The 15,852-nt window shown below is 58.6% G+C and carries 16 protein-coding genes; 12 read left to right on the forward strand and 4 right to left on the reverse strand.

The window, feature by feature from the left end:
• Positions 1 to 40 precede the first annotated feature (40 nt).
• From nirJ to BMZ63_RS10365, 4 genes are all read left to right on the forward strand, one after another.
• On the forward strand, positions 41 to 1,240 hold the full coding sequence (nirJ, locus tag BMZ63_RS10350) for a heme d1 biosynthesis radical SAM protein NirJ (protein WP_091705267.1): 1,200 nt from the start codon (positions 41 to 43) through the stop codon (positions 1,238 to 1,240).
• An 11-nt stretch (positions 1,241 to 1,251) separates the two neighbouring features.
• The gene (gene cobA, locus BMZ63_RS10355) at positions 1,252 to 2,115 is read left to right on the forward strand and encodes a uroporphyrinogen-III C-methyltransferase (protein ID WP_091705270.1); all 864 of its coding nucleotides are present in this window, start codon (positions 1,252 to 1,254) and stop codon (positions 2,113 to 2,115) included.
• 106 nt (positions 2,116 to 2,221) lie between these two features.
• Positions 2,222 to 3,664 carry a cytochrome D1 domain-containing protein gene (locus BMZ63_RS10360; RefSeq protein ID WP_091705359.1) on the forward strand — a complete coding sequence of 481 codons (1,443 nt, stop codon included), beginning with the start codon at positions 2,222 to 2,224 and terminating at the stop codon, positions 3,662 to 3,664.
• Positions 3,665 to 3,744: 80 nt separating this feature from the next.
• On the forward strand, positions 3,745 to 4,389 hold the full coding sequence (locus tag BMZ63_RS10365) for a Crp/Fnr family transcriptional regulator (RefSeq protein ID WP_091705272.1): 645 nt from the start codon (positions 3,745 to 3,747) through the stop codon (positions 4,387 to 4,389).
• A gap of 80 nt (positions 4,390 to 4,469) precedes the next feature.
• Here the strand turns inward: BMZ63_RS10365 and wrbA are convergent, their stop codons facing one another.
• The gene (gene wrbA / locus BMZ63_RS10370) at positions 4,470 to 5,069 is read right to left on the reverse strand and encodes an NAD(P)H:quinone oxidoreductase (protein WP_091705274.1); all 600 of its coding nucleotides are present in this window, start codon (positions 5,067 to 5,069) and stop codon (positions 4,470 to 4,472) included.
• A 248-nt stretch (positions 5,070 to 5,317) separates the two neighbouring features.
• Between wrbA and trhA the strand changes: the two genes are divergently transcribed.
• Positions 5,318 to 5,965 carry a PAQR family membrane homeostasis protein TrhA gene (trhA, locus tag BMZ63_RS10375; protein WP_227663619.1) on the forward strand — a complete coding sequence of 216 codons (648 nt, stop codon included), beginning with the start codon at positions 5,318 to 5,320 and terminating at the stop codon, positions 5,963 to 5,965.
• A gap of 57 nt (positions 5,966 to 6,022) precedes the next feature.
• On the opposite strand, the gene BMZ63_RS10380 is transcribed toward trhA, so the two are convergent.
• The gene (locus BMZ63_RS10380; protein ID WP_091705279.1) at positions 6,023 to 6,649 is read right to left on the reverse strand and encodes an ankyrin repeat domain-containing protein; all 627 of its coding nucleotides are present in this window, start codon (positions 6,647 to 6,649) and stop codon (positions 6,023 to 6,025) included.
• Between the two features lie 81 nt (positions 6,650 to 6,730).
• Here BMZ63_RS10380 and BMZ63_RS10385 point away from each other — a divergent pair, with 81 nt between their 5' ends.
• On the forward strand, positions 6,731 to 7,555 hold the full coding sequence (locus BMZ63_RS10385) for an ion transporter (protein WP_091705282.1): 825 nt from the start codon (positions 6,731 to 6,733) through the stop codon (positions 7,553 to 7,555).
• Between the two features lie 15 nt (positions 7,556 to 7,570).
• Here the strand turns inward: BMZ63_RS10385 and BMZ63_RS10390 are convergent, their stop codons facing one another.
• On the reverse strand, positions 7,571 to 7,948 hold the full coding sequence (locus tag BMZ63_RS10390; RefSeq protein ID WP_091705284.1) for a SirB2 family protein: 378 nt from the start codon (positions 7,946 to 7,948) through the stop codon (positions 7,571 to 7,573).
• A gap of 124 nt (positions 7,949 to 8,072) precedes the next feature.
• On the opposite strand from BMZ63_RS10390, the gene BMZ63_RS10395 reads away from it, so the two are divergent.
• The 3 genes from BMZ63_RS10395 to fabB all read left to right on the forward strand — a co-directional run bounded on the left by BMZ63_RS10395 (position 8,073) and on the right by fabB (position 11,090).
• On the forward strand, positions 8,073 to 9,257 hold the full coding sequence (locus tag BMZ63_RS10395; protein WP_091705286.1) for an NnrS family protein: 1,185 nt from the start codon (positions 8,073 to 8,075) through the stop codon (positions 9,255 to 9,257).
• 100 nt (positions 9,258 to 9,357) lie between these two features.
• Positions 9,358 to 9,867, forward strand: coding sequence for a bifunctional 3-hydroxydecanoyl-ACP dehydratase/trans-2-decenoyl-ACP isomerase (fabA, locus tag BMZ63_RS10400; protein WP_091705287.1), 510 nt, complete (start codon positions 9,358 to 9,360; stop codon positions 9,865 to 9,867).
• Between the two features lie 11 nt (positions 9,868 to 9,878).
• On the forward strand, positions 9,879 to 11,090 hold the full coding sequence (gene fabB / locus BMZ63_RS10405; protein ID WP_091705289.1) for a beta-ketoacyl-ACP synthase I: 1,212 nt from the start codon (positions 9,879 to 9,881) through the stop codon (positions 11,088 to 11,090).
• Here the strand turns inward: fabB and BMZ63_RS10410 are convergent.
• The gene (locus tag BMZ63_RS10410) at positions 11,077 to 11,433 is read right to left on the reverse strand and encodes a helix-turn-helix domain-containing protein (RefSeq protein WP_091705291.1); all 357 of its coding nucleotides are present in this window, start codon (positions 11,431 to 11,433) and stop codon (positions 11,077 to 11,079) included. The genes fabB and BMZ63_RS10410 overlap by 14 nt on opposite strands.
• A 185-nt stretch (positions 11,434 to 11,618) precedes the next feature.
• Here BMZ63_RS10410 and trhP point away from each other — a divergent pair, with 185 nt between their 5' ends.
• The 3 genes from trhP (at position 11,619) to sufC (ending at position 15,850) form a co-directional block, all read left to right on the forward strand.
• On the forward strand, positions 11,619 to 12,935 hold the full coding sequence (trhP, locus tag BMZ63_RS10415; RefSeq protein WP_091705292.1) for a prephenate-dependent tRNA uridine(34) hydroxylase TrhP: 1,317 nt from the start codon (positions 11,619 to 11,621) through the stop codon (positions 12,933 to 12,935).
• Positions 12,936 to 13,226: 291 nt separating this feature from the next.
• Complete coding sequence (sufB, locus tag BMZ63_RS10420; RefSeq protein ID WP_091705294.1) at positions 13,227 to 14,675, forward strand: Fe-S cluster assembly protein SufB; 1,449 nt, start codon at positions 13,227 to 13,229, stop codon at positions 14,673 to 14,675.
• 410 nt (positions 14,676 to 15,085) lie between these two features.
• Positions 15,086 to 15,850, forward strand: a complete 765-nt coding sequence (gene sufC, locus BMZ63_RS10425) for a Fe-S cluster assembly ATPase SufC (protein ID WP_091705296.1) — start codon at positions 15,086 to 15,088, stop codon at positions 15,848 to 15,850.
• Positions 15,851 to 15,852: the final 2 nt, after the last annotated feature.

Here is a 15,852-nt window from a genome sequence, read left to right on the forward strand (position 1 = left end):
CCGGAGAGGCAAAAGCCACTCCTGATGAGAGAGATACACTATGTTTCGCATGACCCGCTACATCAAAAGCCTGATGAACCCGGCACCGGTGCGCCCGATGCCCGGGCCCAGCGGCCCGGTGGTGATCTGGAACCTGATCCGGCGCTGCAACCTCACCTGCAAACACTGCTATTCCATTTCCGCCGATGTGGATTTCAAGGGCGAGCTGAGCACCGACGAAGTCTACACCGTAATGGACGACCTCAAGGCCTATGGCGTGCCGGTGCTGATCCTGTCCGGCGGCGAGCCGCTGATGCGCCCGGACATTTTCGAGATCTCCCACCGCGCCAAGGAAATGGGCTTTTATGTTGGCCTGTCCACCAATGGCACCCTGATCACCGAAGACAACATCGACAAGATCGCCGCCGTTGGCTATGACTACGTGGGCATCAGCATCGACGGCCTGGAAGCCACCCACGACGAATTCCGGCAGAAAAAAGGCGCGTTCAAGGAATCCATGCACGCCGTGGCCCTGTGCAAGCAGGCCGGCATCAAAGTGGGCCTGCGCTTCACCCTGACCCAGGACAACTACCCGGAACTGCCGGCCATGCTGGAAATGCTCGATGAACACGACATCGACAAGTTCTACCTCTCGCACCTTAACTACTCCGGGCGCGGCGGCCGGAACAAAAAGCGGGATGCCTGGTACGACATGACCCGCGAAGCCATGACCCTGCTGTTCAATCACTGCCACGACGAACTGAAACGAGGCATTGAGCGGGAATACGTCACCGGCAACAACGACGCGGACGGCCCTTTCCTGATCGAATGGGCGAAAGAATACTATCCCGACCAGGTACCGGCTCTGGAGCAGCGTCTGCTCAACTGGGGCGGTAATTCCTCCGGCGTGAACATCTCCAATATCGACAACCTGGGCGTGGTGCATCCGGATACCTTCTGGTGGGACTACAACCTGGGCAACGTGCGGGAAACACCGTTCTCGAAAATCTGGTCCGAAACCACCGACCCGCTGATGCAGGGCTTCCGTCAGCATCCGCGACCGGTCAAGGGCCGATGCGCCGAGTGTAAATACCTGCCCATCTGTAACGGCAACACCCGGGTGCGGGCCTACAACATTTCCCGGGATTTCTGGGAAGAAGACCCCGGCTGCTACCTCACCAACGAGGAAATCGGCGTGATGGACGACATGCCACGGCGGGTGGCGGCGGGTGCCGTCGAAATTCCGGTTCACAACCTGTAAGGAACCACACCATGAATACCAACACACGGAAAAAATGTCTGGTGGAGTTCCAGCTGGCCGAACAGCCCCTGCGCCCCGGTGAAGTAGCCATCGTTGGTGCCGGCCCCGGCGACCCGGGCCTGCTGACCCTGCGCGCCCTGATGCTGATTCAGCAGGCCGACGCGGTGGTGTACGACCGCCTGGTCTCGCCCCAGATCATGGAACTGGTGAACCCCGGCGCCGAACGCATACACGTGGGCAAGGCCAGCGGCTGCCACTATGTGCCCCAGGAAGAAACCAACGAACTGCTGGTGCAACTGGCCACCCGCCAGCGCCGGGTAGTGCGGCTGAAAGGCGGTGACCCGTACATCTTTGGCCGGGGCGGCGAAGAGGCCGAATTCCTGGTGGAAAACGACATCGATTTCCAGGTCGTGCCAGGTATTACCTCCGCCGCTGGCTGCGCCTCCTACTGCGGCATCCCGCTGACTCACCGGGACTACTCCCAGAGCGTGACCTTCGTCACCGGCCACCGCAAGGGCGACCAGAGCCTGGAGCTGAACTGGCAGACCCTCGCCGCCCCTGGCCAGACCCGGGTGTTCTACATGGGCCTGCATAACGCGCCCACCATCGTAAAAGAACTGACCGCCCACGGCGTTTCCGCCAAATGCCCGGTAGCGCTGGTGGAACGTGGCACCACGCCATTGCAACACATGACCGTGACCACCCTGGACGATCTGGTTGAAACCATCGACCGGGAAGATTTCCAGCCGCCAACCCTGATTATTGTCGGCGAAGTGGTGCAACTGGCGGAAAAACTCGCGCGCCCTGCCCAGGCCGGCTGGAACAGCGCACTGGCCGGCCCAGCTGCCGCCCACGCTGGCCGCCGGCCGGCCTGATTCATCCATTATTGTTAACCGGGAGCAGTTGCTGGTGACATTCAGACTCTCTTTCCACAAGCTGGCCGCCACCGTGCTGGCCAGTGCCGCACTGTCCGGCCCACTGATGGCGCAGGACAATAACCAGAACGACACCCACAACCTGTACCTGCAGCAATGCGCCGCCTGCCACGGCCCGGACCGGCTCGGCGGCATGGGCCCCGCCCTGCTGCCGGAGAACCTCGGGCGCCTGAAAAAATCCGAAGCGGAAAAAGTAATCCGTGAAGGGAGGCCCGCCACCCAGATGCTCGGGTACGAGAACACCCTCAACGACCAGCAAATAGCCAACCTGACCGACTACATCTACCAGCCCCCCAGCCACGAGCTGACCTGGGGCGAGAGGGAAATCCGCGACAGCCGCATCGTCAATCACCCGCACGGCTCGCTGCCGGACGAACCGGTGTTCGAGGTGGACGACCTGATGAACCTGTTCCTGGTGGTGGAAATCGGTGATCACCACGTCACCCTGCTGGACGGCGACAAAATGGAGCCCATCCATCGCTTCCCCAGCCGCTTCGCCCTGCACGGTGGCCCGAAATACGGCCCGGAAGGCCGCTATGTGTATTTTGGCTCCCGGGACGGCTGGATCACCAAATACGACATCTACAACCTGGAAGTGGTGGCCGAGGTACGTGCCGGCATCAACATGCGCAACATTGCCGTCTCGGCCGATGGCCAGTACGTGATGGCCGCCAACTACCTGCCCCACACCCTGGTGCTTTTTGATGCCGACAACCTGGAAATGCTCGATTTCATCCCGGTGGAAAACGACGCGGGCGACAGCTCACGGGTCAGCGCCGTGTATACCGCACCGCCCCGGGACAGCTTTATCGCTGCCCTGAAAGACATTCCGGAAGCCTGGGAAATCACCGTGGAGGACGAACAGGCCCGGGTCCGGAGGATGAAATCCGACACCCTGCTGGACGACTTTTTCTTTGATCCCGGCTATGACCATCTGATCGGCGCCGCCCGGGATGGCAAGCATGGTATCGTCATGAGCCTGGATTCCGGCGAGACCGTCGCCGAACTGCCCCTGCCCGGCATGCCCCACCTTGGGTCAGGCATTACCTGGGAATACGAGGGCCGGCGGGTCATGGCCACGCCACACTTCCGTGCCGGTGCCATTTCCATCATCGACATGGACACCTGGGAAGTGATCAAAACTCTGAAAACCGACGGCCCGGGCTTCTTCATGCGCAGCCACGAGAACTCCCGCTACGCATGGGCAGATGTCTTTTTCGGCCCGAACGCCGACAAGGTGCATATCATCGACAAACAAACCCTGGAAATCGTCAAAACCCTGCAGCCGGAGCCAGGCAAGGTCGCGGCCCACGTGGAATTCGACCGCCACGGCGAGAAACTGTTGCTGAGCATCTGGGATGATGACGGTGCCATTATCGTGTACGACGCAGACACGCTGGAGGAGGAAAAGCGCATTCCCATGAACAAGCCTTCCGGCAAATACAATGTCTGGAACAAGATCAATTATGAGGAAGGCACCAGCCACTGACCCCACAATAAACATTTATTTTAAATAAATCTTATTGTGGTAGTATGATTGACCCACATCAACACAACCGGGGTCAATCGATGAACAGCAGGTTCCGCCCGCCAGAAACGTCACCGACCACCGATATCGCCTTGCTGAATGGACTCAGCAGGGCTTTTGGCATTTCCCTGAATGGCAAGCAGGACGGCCCGGACGCCTGCTTCCTCGGCGACCTGGCCCGGCTTTTTCACCCGCATCAGGTCGATGCCGAAACATCGCTGGAAAAGCATGACTCGCCATGGACCAACGTTTATTTGATCGAATCCGGTGTGCTGCGCCTGTTCCGGGAGTCTCCCACTGGCAAGGTTGCCGTGCACCACTTCTTTTCTGAAGGAGACCTGGTATGGCCGGTGTTTGGTCGCAGCCGAACCGTGCGTAACACCCTTTGCCTCACCAGCTCCCTGCCGGCAAAACTGTGGGTAGCGGATTTCAGTGCGTTCCGCGCAGCCATCCAGAACCACGGCGATGGTCGGTGGCAGAAATTTGCCCTGGTGCTGACGGAAGAAATCGCAGAATTGACCAGCATGCGGGAGTATCGCAAACAAACCATGCCCGCAACGCAACGGTATCAAATCCTGCTGGAGGAATACCCGGAGCTGGTTCGCCGGGTGCCAGACAACCAGTTGGCCTCCTGGCTGGGCGTGGTACCGGCAACGTTTTCACGCCTGAAAACCGGACACCGTTAACAAGCGGTTGCAACAAAAAAAGCGGCAGGTTTTACCCTGCCGCTTCAAACCTGAGTTAACACGTCAGTGACTGCCAACAATCAGCCGTGCAGCTTCACCGCCAATTCGGCTACGTGCTTGCCCTGGAAACGGGCAATGGCGGTTTCCTTTTCGCTGGGCTGACGCGACCCGTCCCCGCCGGCAATGGTGGAGGCACCGTAGGGTGTGCCACCGTTCACTTCAGAAATATCGAAAAACTCCGGAATGCCGTAACCCAGCGGCACCAGCACCATGCCGTGGTGGGCCAGGGTGGTCCAGAACGAGCTGATGGTGTGCTCCTGGCCGCCACCGGTACCGGTGGAGGTGAACACACTGCCGATTTTCCCGTGCAGCTTGCCTTCAGCCCACAGACCGCCTGTCTGGTCCAGGAAGGTACGCATCTGTCCGGCCATGTTGCCGAAACGGGTGGGCGTACCGAAGATAATGGCATCGTAATCCGCCAGTTCTTTCGGATCGGCTACCGGCGCCTGCTGGTCGGTCTTGCCGCCGGCATCCAGAAACGCCTGGTCGGCCATGGTCTCCGGTACGCGCTTGATAACCACATCCGCACCTTCAACACTGCGGGCGCCTTCAGCGACGGTGTTGGCCATGGTCTCGATATGACCGTACATCGAGTAGTAAAGCACCAGAACTTTTGCCATCTTGCGATCTCCTTTGTCTGAATTCCGTCATGAATGGCTGTTAGCCTAACGGCATGGTGACAGAGAGGAAAACGGAAGTTTTCCGACAGGTCATTCAGTTTTTCTGATGAAGCTACAAACAACCGTAGCCAAAATCACGGTACACCTGTACGCTGAAAGACCTTATTATTTTATTGCCGCGCACTGGCGAACATCGAAAACGCCAGGCAACGGCACAAACGGGCACTATGACATCAGCAACGCCAACCATGACCGATTCCATCCATCATCGCATTGAAGAATGGATCAACAGCGCGACCCACAGCATCGGCGCGGTGCTCAGCATTGTCGGCACGATTGCCCTCATCATTGGCGCCAGCCGGCAAGGGGATGTCTGGAAGATTGTCAGCTTTGCCGTGTTTGGCGCCTCCCTGGCCCTGCTTTACCTGGCCTCGGCCCTGTATCACGGTTCCCGTAATCCGAAATGGCGAGCGGTCTTCAAAACGCTCGATCACTGCGCCATTTTCTTTCTGATTGCCGGCACCTACACCCCTCTTGTTCTGGTGAATCTGCGCGGCACCACCGGCTGGACGCTGTTTGCGGTTGTCTGGTCACTGGCTCTGGCCGGCGTGGCGCTCAAGATCGCCTTCAAACACCGCTTCAAGCTGGCCCGGGTCGGCATCTACATCGCCATGGGCTGGCTGATCATCTTTGCCGCCTCGGACCTTGCTGCCAACATCAGTGAAACAGCCCTGTATCTGACCATTGCCGGCGGCGTGGTCTATACCCTGGGCGTGGCCTTTTACCTGGCTGACCGCATTCCCTATATGCATGCCATCTGGCATCTGTTCGTGATTGGCGGCAGCGCCTGCCATTTCGCCGCCATTTATGTCGGCGTTCTGCCGCATACGGCCTGAACCGGAGTTTCTGGGCCGGCCTGTAACAAAGCGACAATTGAAGCAACCCTGGGAAACTCAGTTTTTGTCTGCGCTTTCCGGCTCGCAGCCGAGCATCTGCCGGATATCGCTGCCCACGCCCTCTTTCCCGGCACTCAGCTGCAAGGCCAGATCTTTGGTACTCTGGCCTTCATCGTTCCTGATCTCGGGATCAGCGCCAGCCTCAAGCAGCAGGCTTACCAGCTCCGGCGTACGGTTGCGCACCGCCATCATCAATGCCGTTTGCCCCTTTTCAGTTTCCTGAAGATTGGGGTCGGCATCCCGCGCCAGAAGCAGTTCAATAGCCTGCGGCCGGTTACTGATGACCGCCCCCATCAAGGCCGTATAACCGGTTTTCTCCTGGTGGTTGATGTCTGCGCCCTGATCCAGCAAGTAGGAAAGAATATCGGTGTGCCCGCGAGACGCCGCCCGCATCATCGCGGTCCAGTCACAATCATCACCGGCATCCACCCGCGCGCCCTTGCCCACCAGGTCTCGCACCCGGTCGCCGTCGCCTTCTTCGGCAGCGATAATCAAAGGTGTGCGACCGCGACTGTCGCGGGCTTCCAGATCCTCCCCTTCGGAGAAAACCTGCCAGACCAGCAGCAAAACCAGCAAGGCGGCCAGACCACCCAGCACACCCGACCAGCGTTCCACAAATTCCATGCCTATTACCTCTAGAAAACTACCCTGAGCCTTACCATACCCGTAGAATTGCCGGCTCTGAATCAACCCCGGAGCCTGTGCATGTCTGTGGATATGAGTCCTGCCACCAGTTTTGACCAACTCAAACGTATTGAGTCCAGCAAATTGTTCCAGGGCGCGGTGATTGCCATCATTATCCTGTCGGCCCTTACCATCGGCGCCAAGACCTACGAATTACCGGCGTTTGTGGAGCGGTCCCTGCGCGTACTGGATACCGCCATTACTGTATTTTTCCTGGCAGAAATCCTGTTTCGCTTCGTTGCCTGCCCCAACAAAAAACGCTTCTTCATGGATGGCTGGAACGTGTTCGACACCATTGTCGTGATCGGCAGCCTGATCCCCCTGGACAATTCCGAGGCGGTTTTGCTGGGGCGCTTGTTGCGGGTATTTCGGGTCCTTCGTCTGGTCTCTGTAGTACCGGAGCTGCGATTTCTAATCAATTCGCTGCTCAAGGCCATTCCTCGCATGGGCTACATTGCCCTGCTGATGTTCATCATCTTCTACATTTATGCGGCCATGGGCTCCATGTTTTTCGCCAAAGTGGATGAATACCTGTGGGGCGATGTGGCCATTTCCATGCTCACGCTGTTCCGCATTGCCACGTTCGAGGATTGGACCGATGTCATGTACGACACCCTCGAAGTGTATCCCCTCAGTTGGCTTTACTACCTCACGTTCATTTTCCTGACGGCGTTCGTGTTCCTGAACATGATGATCGGGGCCATTCTGGAGGTGATGAGCGAGGAGCAAAATGCCAAAGAAGCCAAACAGGCTCACGACGAGCGGGATGAAATCGCCCGCCAGCTCCGCGCTGTACAGGAACAGCTGCAGGAGCTCAGCAGGCAGGTGGGTGAGAAGCGGGACTAACCCGCCTCTGCTCCGTTAACCGAAGACCGGCTTGGCCATGGCCAGATGGAGAATGGCGCTAACCTGAACCAGCGCCAGAACAGCGCCGGCAATACGAACCGGTTTGCCGAATGCCGGCTTGATCGCAAAGGTGCCTGCGACAATATAACCCACCAGCAACAGAATTTTGGCGATTATCCAGCCCGGCATGGCCGAGATGTAGCCGGCAACAAACAGCAATGAGATCGCCGTGACCAGCAAAACGGTGTCGTTGGCGTGGGGAATCCAGCGCAATGGTGTTTGCCGCCAGCCCGGTTTACCCACCATGTCCAGCAGCAGCCGCAGGGCGAACAGGCTGATGGTCAGGTAGGCGGTGGTCATGTGCAGATGCTTGAGAATCACATAGGCGCTCATAGAGGCTCCCGGTCAAAGTCTGGTTAAGTCGGGCATTGTACGCAAAATACCCCCAAGCAGGTATGGTGATCGTCCGGCTTCACATTTAACATACAACTTAAATGCATGTATAAGGGAGATCCCGATGCCGGCTCATACCGCTACCGCCGAACAGACCAGCGCCAGCGTTGGCCAGTTGTTCGCCTACCCCTTCCGGATTTTCTTCCTGTCCATGACAGTGCTGACCCTGGCGACCATCCCACTCTGGGTGTTGGAAGTATCCGGTGCCTTCAGCCTGCCTCTGGCCATGCCGGGTCTGTTCTGGCACCAGCATGAAATGCTGTTTGGTTTCCTGTCCGCAGCCATTGCCGGCTTTCTGCTGACGGCAGTGTGCGTCTGGACCGGCACCGAACGCACCCATGGCTGGCCTCTGGTTTTGCTCTGGGGTGTCTGGCTGGCTGGCCGTTTGCTTTTACTTATGGGCGCTGGCCTGCCGGACTGGCTGGTTCAGGGCGTAAACCTGGCATTCCTGCCGCTGGTGATGATTGACGCCGGCTGGCGAGTGGTCAAGGCGCGGCAGAAGCGTCAGCTGATGATCCTGGTCGTTCTGGGCCTGCTGTGGGCCATGCAGATCGGTTTTGTTACCCGGCTGGAAATGATCTTCAGCTATGGCGCGCTGGTCATGGCCATGGCGCTGATCAGCATTGTCGGCGGTCGCATCACCCCGGCTTTCACGAACGGCTGGCTTAACCGGAACAGTCCTGACGGCTCGACGGTGAAAATGATTCCGCAGTTGGACATGGCTGCACTGTTTTCAATGATCGCCCTGCTGGTCACATTGCTGGCTGGCTGGCATACCTTGGCTGCCGTGGTTGCGGTAATTGCCGCCGGGCTGATGCTGGTGCGTCTTTACAACTGGAAAGGCTGGCTGGCCCGCCGTGAACCCCTGCTCTGGATCCTGCATCTCTCCATTCTCTGGGTGCCGGTTGCACTGCTGCTGTTGGCCGGCACGCTACTGGCTGACTGGCCGTCCAACGCCTGGAGTCACGCTGCGGGCACCGGTGCCATCGGCTGCCTCATCCTGGGTGTGATAGCCCGGGTCTCACTGGGGCATACCGGCCGTCCCCTGGTTCTGCCCAAAGGCATGGTGCTGGCATTTGTGGCCATACAGCTGGCAGCTGTGATTCGTGTCATCACAGCCCTGAACATGATTCCCTGGCACCCGGGTATTGGTACCAGCACCCTGTTGTGGGTATTGGCCTACGGGCTGTTCCTGGTGCGCTATACCGGCGTTCTGGCACGCCCACGGGCCGACGGAAAACCCGGCTGAACTTGATCAACTCCAAAATCATCCACTAAAGGTCAATAGCTCCAAAGCGGAAAGGCGTTAAAGTATCAGGAAATCATTTTGCAACAGAGAAACAGGCAACATGCATCCTGACCATTTTGACAAACAAGACCTGATCCGCTGCGGCCACGGCGAGCTGTTCGAGGGCGACATGCGCCTGCCGACCGATGAAATGCTGATGTTTGACCGCATCACCCACATCGGCGCGGAAGACGGCGCTTACGGCAAAGGCAGCCTGGTCGCCGAGCTCGACATTGACCCGGACCTGTGGTTCTTCAAAGTCCACTTCAAAGACGATCCGGTCATGCCCGGCTGTCTGGGCCTGGACGCCATGTGGCAGCTGGTTGGCTTTTTCCTCGCCTGGACCGGCGGCAAAGGCAAGGGCCGTGCGCTGGGCGCCGGTGAGGTAAAATTCTTTGGCCAGGTATTGCCCGAGAACAAAAAGGTTACCTATCGCCTCGACATCAAGCGGCACATCCGCCGCAAACTGACCATGGCGATTGCCGATGCCAGCATGGAAGTGGACGGCCGTGAAATCTACACCGCCAAGGACCTTCGGGTTGGCCTGTTCACCTCGACTGATGATTTTTAGGAGTTGATACGATGCGTCGCGTAGTTATTACTGGCATGGGGATTGTCTCCAGCCTTGGCACCAATCAAAAAGAAGTGACCCAGTCCCTGAAAGAGTCCCGCTCCGGCATTGCGTTCAGCCAGGAAGCGAAAGATGCGGGTCTGCGCAGTCACATCACCGGCAAGATCGATCTGAACCTGCCGGAACTGATTGACCGTAAACTCTGGCGCTTCATGTGCCCGGCCTCCGGTTACACCTACCTGGCCATGAAAGAAGCCATCGAGCAGTCCGGCCTGACCGACGAGCAGATCCGTGCCAACAGCACCGGCATCGTGTTCGGTACCGGCGGCGCCTCCACCGTTGAGCTGATCGATGCCATCGACACCCAGCGGGAGAAAGGCATTCGCCGTGTGGGCCCCTACCGGGTACCGCGCACCATGGGCAGCGCCATCAACGCCTCCATTGCCACCGCTTTCGGCATCACCGGCATTAACTATGGCATCACCTCTGCCTGTGCCACCAGTGCCCACTGCATCGGCCACGCGGCTGACCAGATTGCCCTGGGCCGCCAGGATGTGATGTTTGCCGGCGGCGGTGAAGACATCCACTGGACCCTGAGCCTGATGTTCGATGCCATGGGCGCACTGTCCACCAAATACAACGACACCCCGGAACTGGCTTCACGCACCTACGACGCCAACCGCGACGGCTTCGTTATCTCCGGCGGCGGTGGTGTTCTGGCACTGGAAGCCCTGGAGCATGCCGAAGCACGCGGCGCAAACATTCTGGGTGAAATCGTCGGCTTTGGCGCCACGTCAGACGGCGCCGACATGGTTGCGCCGAGCGGTGAAGGCGCCATTCGCTGCATGAAGCAGGCGATGGCCAATATTGATGGCGAGATCAGCTACATCAACACCCACGGCACCAGCACACCGGCCGGTGACATCACGGAGCTGAAGGCTCTGAAGGAAACCTTCGGCGACAAGATTCCGCCGCTGAGCTCCACCAAACCGCTGTGTGGCCACGCCCTGGGCGCGGCAGGTGTTCACGAAGCCATCTACTCCCTGATCATGCAGCGTGAAGGCTTCCTGGCGCCATCCGCCAACATTCAGGACCTGGATGAAGGTGCCGAAGGCTATCCGATCGTGCGCGAACGCCAGGACAACCAGAATCTGGACCTGGTGATGAGCAACAGCTTCGGCTTCGGTGGCACCAACGCCACCCTGATCTTCAAGAAAGTCTGACGGAGCGGTATTCAGCCGGGGAAGTGCCCATCCAGCGCTTGAACGCCCGGCTGAATGCACTGAGTTCCGAGAAACCAAGCTGCTCGGCGATTTCCACCAGCGGCTTGGTTTTATCCTTCATGTAAGCCAATGCCTTTTCACGCCGCACCTGCTCCAACAGATGAGCAAAGGTAACGCCCTCCTGCTTCAGTTTCTTGTGCAACGTATAACGGCTCATATTGAGCTGACCGGCAACCGTTTCCACGCCCACCTTGCCTCGGTCAAGCTGCACCTGAATCAGCGTGCTGACCTTATTGCCCAGTGAGCGCTTTGGAATTTCATGCCCTACAGGCTTTGCTGCCATGCTGTTTTCCTCCTGCAATCAAAACGGGCAGACTATGAGTTACGGCAATCAGCGTACACTTGTTAGCTGAAAAGAATCAATAATACTTTGGCGACATGAAAAATCGGTCACGCCTTCCCAGCGCACCCGAAGTTTTCCATAATAACCGACTGGCTTTTCCCGTTCTGACCAACCCCGGAGACACCATGACCACCCCGGAACTGCTTGCACCCGCCGGCACCCCCGAACACCTTGAAACCGCCTTTGCCTATGGCGCCGATGCCGTGTACGCGGGCCAGCCCCGCTATTCACTGCGCGTGCGCAACAACAGCTTCAAGGACATCAACGCCCTGGCCGGCGGCATCGAACGTGCCCACGAGCTGGGCAAGCAGTTCTATCTTGTTTCCAACATCGCGCCCCACAACGACAAAGTGCGTAGCTATCTCCGTGATCTGGCGCCGATTGTCGAACTTAAACCCGATGCACTGATCATGTCCGACCCGGGGCTGATCATGCTGGTGCGGGAAAACTGGCCGGACCAGCCTATTCACTTGTCCGTACAGGCCAACGCCGTGAACTGGGCCACCGTGGAATTCTGGCGCCGCCAGGGCGTCAGCCGGGTGATCCTGTCCCGGGAACTGGCACTGGAAGAAATCCGCACCATCCGCGAAAAAGTGCCGGAAATGGAGCTGGAAGTGTTCGTGCACGGCGCCTTGTGCATGGCCTACTCCGGCCGCTGCCTGCTGTCCGGCTACATGAACCACCGGGACGCCAACCAGGGCGCCTGCACCAACGCCTGCCGCTGGAACTATAAAGAAGTGGCCCACAGCCACGACCAGACCGGCGACCTGATCGCCAGCACGGCCGACGCCGTTCAGGAATTCGAACCCAAGGAAATCCTGCTGGAAGAACCCAACCGCCCCGGCGGCTACATCCCCGCCTACGAGGATGAGCACGGCACCTACATCATGAACTCAAAAGACCTGCGCGCCGTACAACACGTGGCGGAACTGGTCAAAATGGGGGTTCACTCACTAAAGATCGAAGGGCGCACCAAGAGCACCTACTATGTAGCACGCACCACCCAGGTCTACCGCAAGGCCATCGACGACGCCATGGCCGGCAAGCCCTTCGACATGGGCATGATGGACGAGCTCGAAGCCCTGTCGAACCGGGGTTACACCGAGGGCTTCCTGCGCCGGCACGTGCCCCAGGAATACCAGACCTACGAACAGGGCTCGTCCTTTCTGGGCACCCAGCAGGTGGTGGGCACCGTGGTTGAGCGGGACGACCACTGGCTGACCATCGACGTAAAAAACAAATTCGCCGTCGGCGACCAGCTGGAGCTGATCAATCCCGCCGGCAATCTACGGTTCTCGGCAAATGTCATGGAAAACCGCAAGGGCGAGCCCATGGAATACGCGCCGGGCAGCGGGCATGTGGTGCGCATACCCAAGCCGGACAATTTGCCGGAATCGCTGGCGTTCAGCTATCTGACACGGATTTTGCCTGAAAATAACTGAAGGTCAAAGGAGTGAGCGGGTAGACCTTTCCAAAACACGCCCCGCAAGTACATCCCTGTAGGGCTTGACTGCAGCCATCCCTGGCTGCAGACAGTTTTGGAAAGGTCTACCCGCTCACACCCAGCACGAACTCGTTAAAATGGGGCTATCACCCTGATTAATGTATACTCAGCGCAAGCCCGATTTAATACCTGACTATTTTACTCTGGTATTGTATAATCACTCGCCAGAATGCACGGGATTGGTGACCAAGGCACCAGCCCACGATGAGAGAATAACGGAGCAACGATCATGGCGACCACCGACCAAGAGGTGAATGAGCTGATCAAACGGGAATACGAACACGGCTTCGTCACTGACATAGAAGCCGACACGTTCGAACCCGGCCTGAATGAAGACGTCATCGCCCGCCTTTCCGGCCTGAAGAAGGAGCCGGAATGGATGCTGGAGTGGCGCCTTAAGGCCTACCGTCGCTGGCTCGAAATGGACGAACCGAACTGGGCGCACGTGGGCTACCCGAAAATCGACTACAACTCGATTTCCTACTACTCAGCCCCCAAGCGCAAGGAAGACATGCCCCAGAGCCTGGACGAAGTCGATCCGGAACTGCTGCGCACCTACGAAAAGCTGGGCATTCCTCTGCACGAGCGGGAAAAGCTGGCCGGTGTTGCGGTGGATGCGGTGTTTGACTCCGTCTCCGTGGCGACCACCTTCAAAGAGCCACTGGCCAAGGCCGGCGTGATCTTCTGCTCCATCTCCGAAGCCATCCGTGATTACCCGGAACTGGTGCAGAAATATCTGGGCACCGTGGTTCCCCACAGCGACAACTTCTTCGCCGGGCTGAACTCCGCGGTCTTCTCCGACGGCACCTTTGTCTATGTGCCCAAGGGTGTGCGCTGCCCGATGGAGCTGTCCACCTACTTCCGCATCAACGCCGCCAACACCGGTCAGTTCGAGCGCACCCTGATCATCGCCGACGAAGGCAGTTACGTCAGCTACCTGGAAGGCTGCACCGCGCCCATGCGCGACGAGAACCAGCTGCACGCTGCGGTTGTTGAGCTGGTCGCCCTCGGCGATGCCCAGATCAAATACTCCACGGTACAGAACTGGTACCCGGGCGACGAAGAAGGCAAAGGCGGCATCTTCAACTTCGTGACCAAGCGCGGCGCCTGCCTGGGAGACAATTCGAAGATCTCCTGGACCCAGGTGGAAACCGGCTCCGCCGTTACCTGGAAATACCCGAGTTGCATCCTGAAGGGTGACAACAGCGTGGGTGAGTTCTACTCGGTGGCCCTGACCAACAACTTCCAGCAGGCCGACACCGGCACCAAGATGATTCACCTGGGCAAAAACACCTCCAGCACCATCATCTCCAAGGGTATTTCTGCTGGTCGCAGCTCCAACGCCTACCGGGGCCTGGTCAAGTTCCAGCCCGGCGCGGAAGGCGCGCGCAACTTTACCCAGTGCGACTCGCTGCTGATCGGCGACCGCTGCGGGGCGCATACGTTCCCGTACATCGAGAGCAAGAACAAGTCCGCCATCGTGGAGCACGAGGCCACCACCTCCAAGGTCAGCGACGAGCAGATGTTCCTGTGCCGTCAGCGTGGTATCGACCCGGAGCAGGCGGTGTCCATGATCGTGAACGGCTTCTGTAAGGAAGTGTTCAAAGAGCTGCCGATGGAATTTGCCGTCGAGGCTGGCAAGCTGCTTGAGGTTAGCCTTGAGGGGTCTGTGGGCTGATCCTTTGACTCTGGCCCCGCTGGCTTTGGGGGTAGTCAGCAAGTCTGGTGGCTTTTTACGGGACACGCTGTGAATACATCCATGTACGCTCCACAAAAACATCCATGTTTTTGAGGGTCCCGTAAAAAGCCACCAGACTCACTGACCCGAGCTTCACACGGGCACAGCTGGAATCCAGCTACCGAAATCAGTTTTATTTCGGACAGCAAACACCAAAGTATCGCGGAAGCCGTCGGGGTGGCCCTTCCGGGATCGTCAAAATCAGGGATGATTTTGTCGAGCGTACAGGGACGTATTTACAGCGTATCCCGGAAGGGCCACCCCGACGGCTGACTCACCCAAAGTCGAGGCTAGTAGTCACAAGGGTGAGCACAAGAATTCAGACGGATAAAACGAGAGAGACGCCACAAATGCTGAGCATCAAAAACCTGCACGCATCCGTTGAGGACAAAGAAATCCTCAAGGGCATCAACCTGGAGATCAAGGCCGGCGAGGTTCACGCCATCATGGGCCCGAACGGCTCCGGCAAGAGTACCCTGTCACAGGTTCTGGCAGGTAACGAAGCATTTGAAGTCACCAGCGGCGAAGTCACACTGAACGGTGAAAACCTGCTGGACCTGGAAACCGAAGAGCGTGCCCGCGAAGGCATTTTCCTGGCGTTCCAGTACCCGGTGGAAATCCCCGGCGTCAGCAACCTGCAGTTCCTGCGCACCGCCGTGAACGCCATGCGCCAGCACCGTGGTGAAGAAGAGATGAACGCCGCCGAGTTCATGAAACTCGCCCGCGAAGTCTCCAAACAGGTGGACCTGGACCCGTCATTCCTCAAGCGCGGCGTGAACGAAGGCTTCTCCGGCGGCGAGAAGAAGCGTAACGAAATTCTCCAGGCGCTGCTGCTTCAGCCGAAGCTGGCGATCCTCGATGAGACCGACTCCGGCCTGGACATCGATGCGCTGAAAGTGGTGTCTGACGGCGTTAACGCCCTGCGCTCCGAAGACCGGGCCATTTTGATGGTGACCCACTACCAGCGCCTGTTGAACCACATCGTGCCGGATTACGTGCACGTGCTGGCCGGCGGCAGGATCATCAAATCCGGTGGCCGTGAACTGGCTCTGGAGCTGGAAGAAAAAGGTTACGGCTGGCTGGGCATCAAAGACGAAGAAGACGCCGGCAACTAATC

The sequence above is a fragment of the Marinobacter persicus genome (assembly GCF_900114155.1).
Classification (GTDB): Bacteria; Pseudomonadota; Gammaproteobacteria; order Pseudomonadales; family Oleiphilaceae; genus Marinobacter; species Marinobacter persicus.

Bases quoted from the DNA above. Each gene is read 5' to 3' on its own strand.
- trhA (WP_227663619.1), top strand. From the start codon at position 5,318: ATGACCGATTCCATCCATCATCGCATTGAAGAATGGATCAACAGCGCG.
- nirJ (WP_091705267.1), top strand. From the start codon at position 41: ATGTTTCGCATGACCCGCTACATCAAAAGCCTGATGAACCCGGCACCG.
- BMZ63_RS10365 (WP_091705272.1), top strand. From the start codon at position 3,745: ATGAACAGCAGGTTCCGCCCGCCAGAAACGTCACCGACCACCGATATC.
- wrbA (WP_091705274.1), bottom strand. From the start codon at position 5,069: ATGGCAAAAGTTCTGGTGCTTTACTACTCGATGTACGGTCATATCGAG.
- BMZ63_RS10390 (WP_091705284.1), bottom strand. From the start codon at position 7,948: ATGAGCGCCTATGTGATTCTCAAGCATCTGCACATGACCACCGCCTAC.
- BMZ63_RS10395 (WP_091705286.1), top strand. From the start codon at position 8,073: ATGCCGGCTCATACCGCTACCGCCGAACAGACCAGCGCCAGCGTTGGC.
- sufB (WP_091705294.1), top strand. From the start codon at position 13,227: ATGGCGACCACCGACCAAGAGGTGAATGAGCTGATCAAACGGGAATAC.
- sufC (WP_091705296.1), top strand. From the start codon at position 15,086: ATGCTGAGCATCAAAAACCTGCACGCATCCGTTGAGGACAAAGAAATC.
- BMZ63_RS10380 (WP_091705279.1), bottom strand. From the start codon at position 6,649: ATGGAATTTGTGGAACGCTGGTCGGGTGTGCTGGGTGGTCTGGCCGCC.
- fabA (WP_091705287.1), top strand. From the start codon at position 9,358: ATGCATCCTGACCATTTTGACAAACAAGACCTGATCCGCTGCGGCCAC.
- BMZ63_RS10385 (WP_091705282.1), top strand. From the start codon at position 6,731: ATGTCTGTGGATATGAGTCCTGCCACCAGTTTTGACCAACTCAAACGT.
- BMZ63_RS10360 (WP_091705359.1), top strand. From the start codon at position 2,222: ATGGCGCAGGACAATAACCAGAACGACACCCACAACCTGTACCTGCAG.
- BMZ63_RS10410 (WP_091705291.1), bottom strand. From the start codon at position 11,433: ATGGCAGCAAAGCCTGTAGGGCATGAAATTCCAAAGCGCTCACTGGGC.
- fabB (WP_091705289.1), top strand. From the start codon at position 9,879: ATGCGTCGCGTAGTTATTACTGGCATGGGGATTGTCTCCAGCCTTGGC.
- trhP (WP_091705292.1), top strand. From the start codon at position 11,619: ATGACCACCCCGGAACTGCTTGCACCCGCCGGCACCCCCGAACACCTT.
- cobA (WP_091705270.1), top strand. From the start codon at position 1,252: ATGAATACCAACACACGGAAAAAATGTCTGGTGGAGTTCCAGCTGGCC.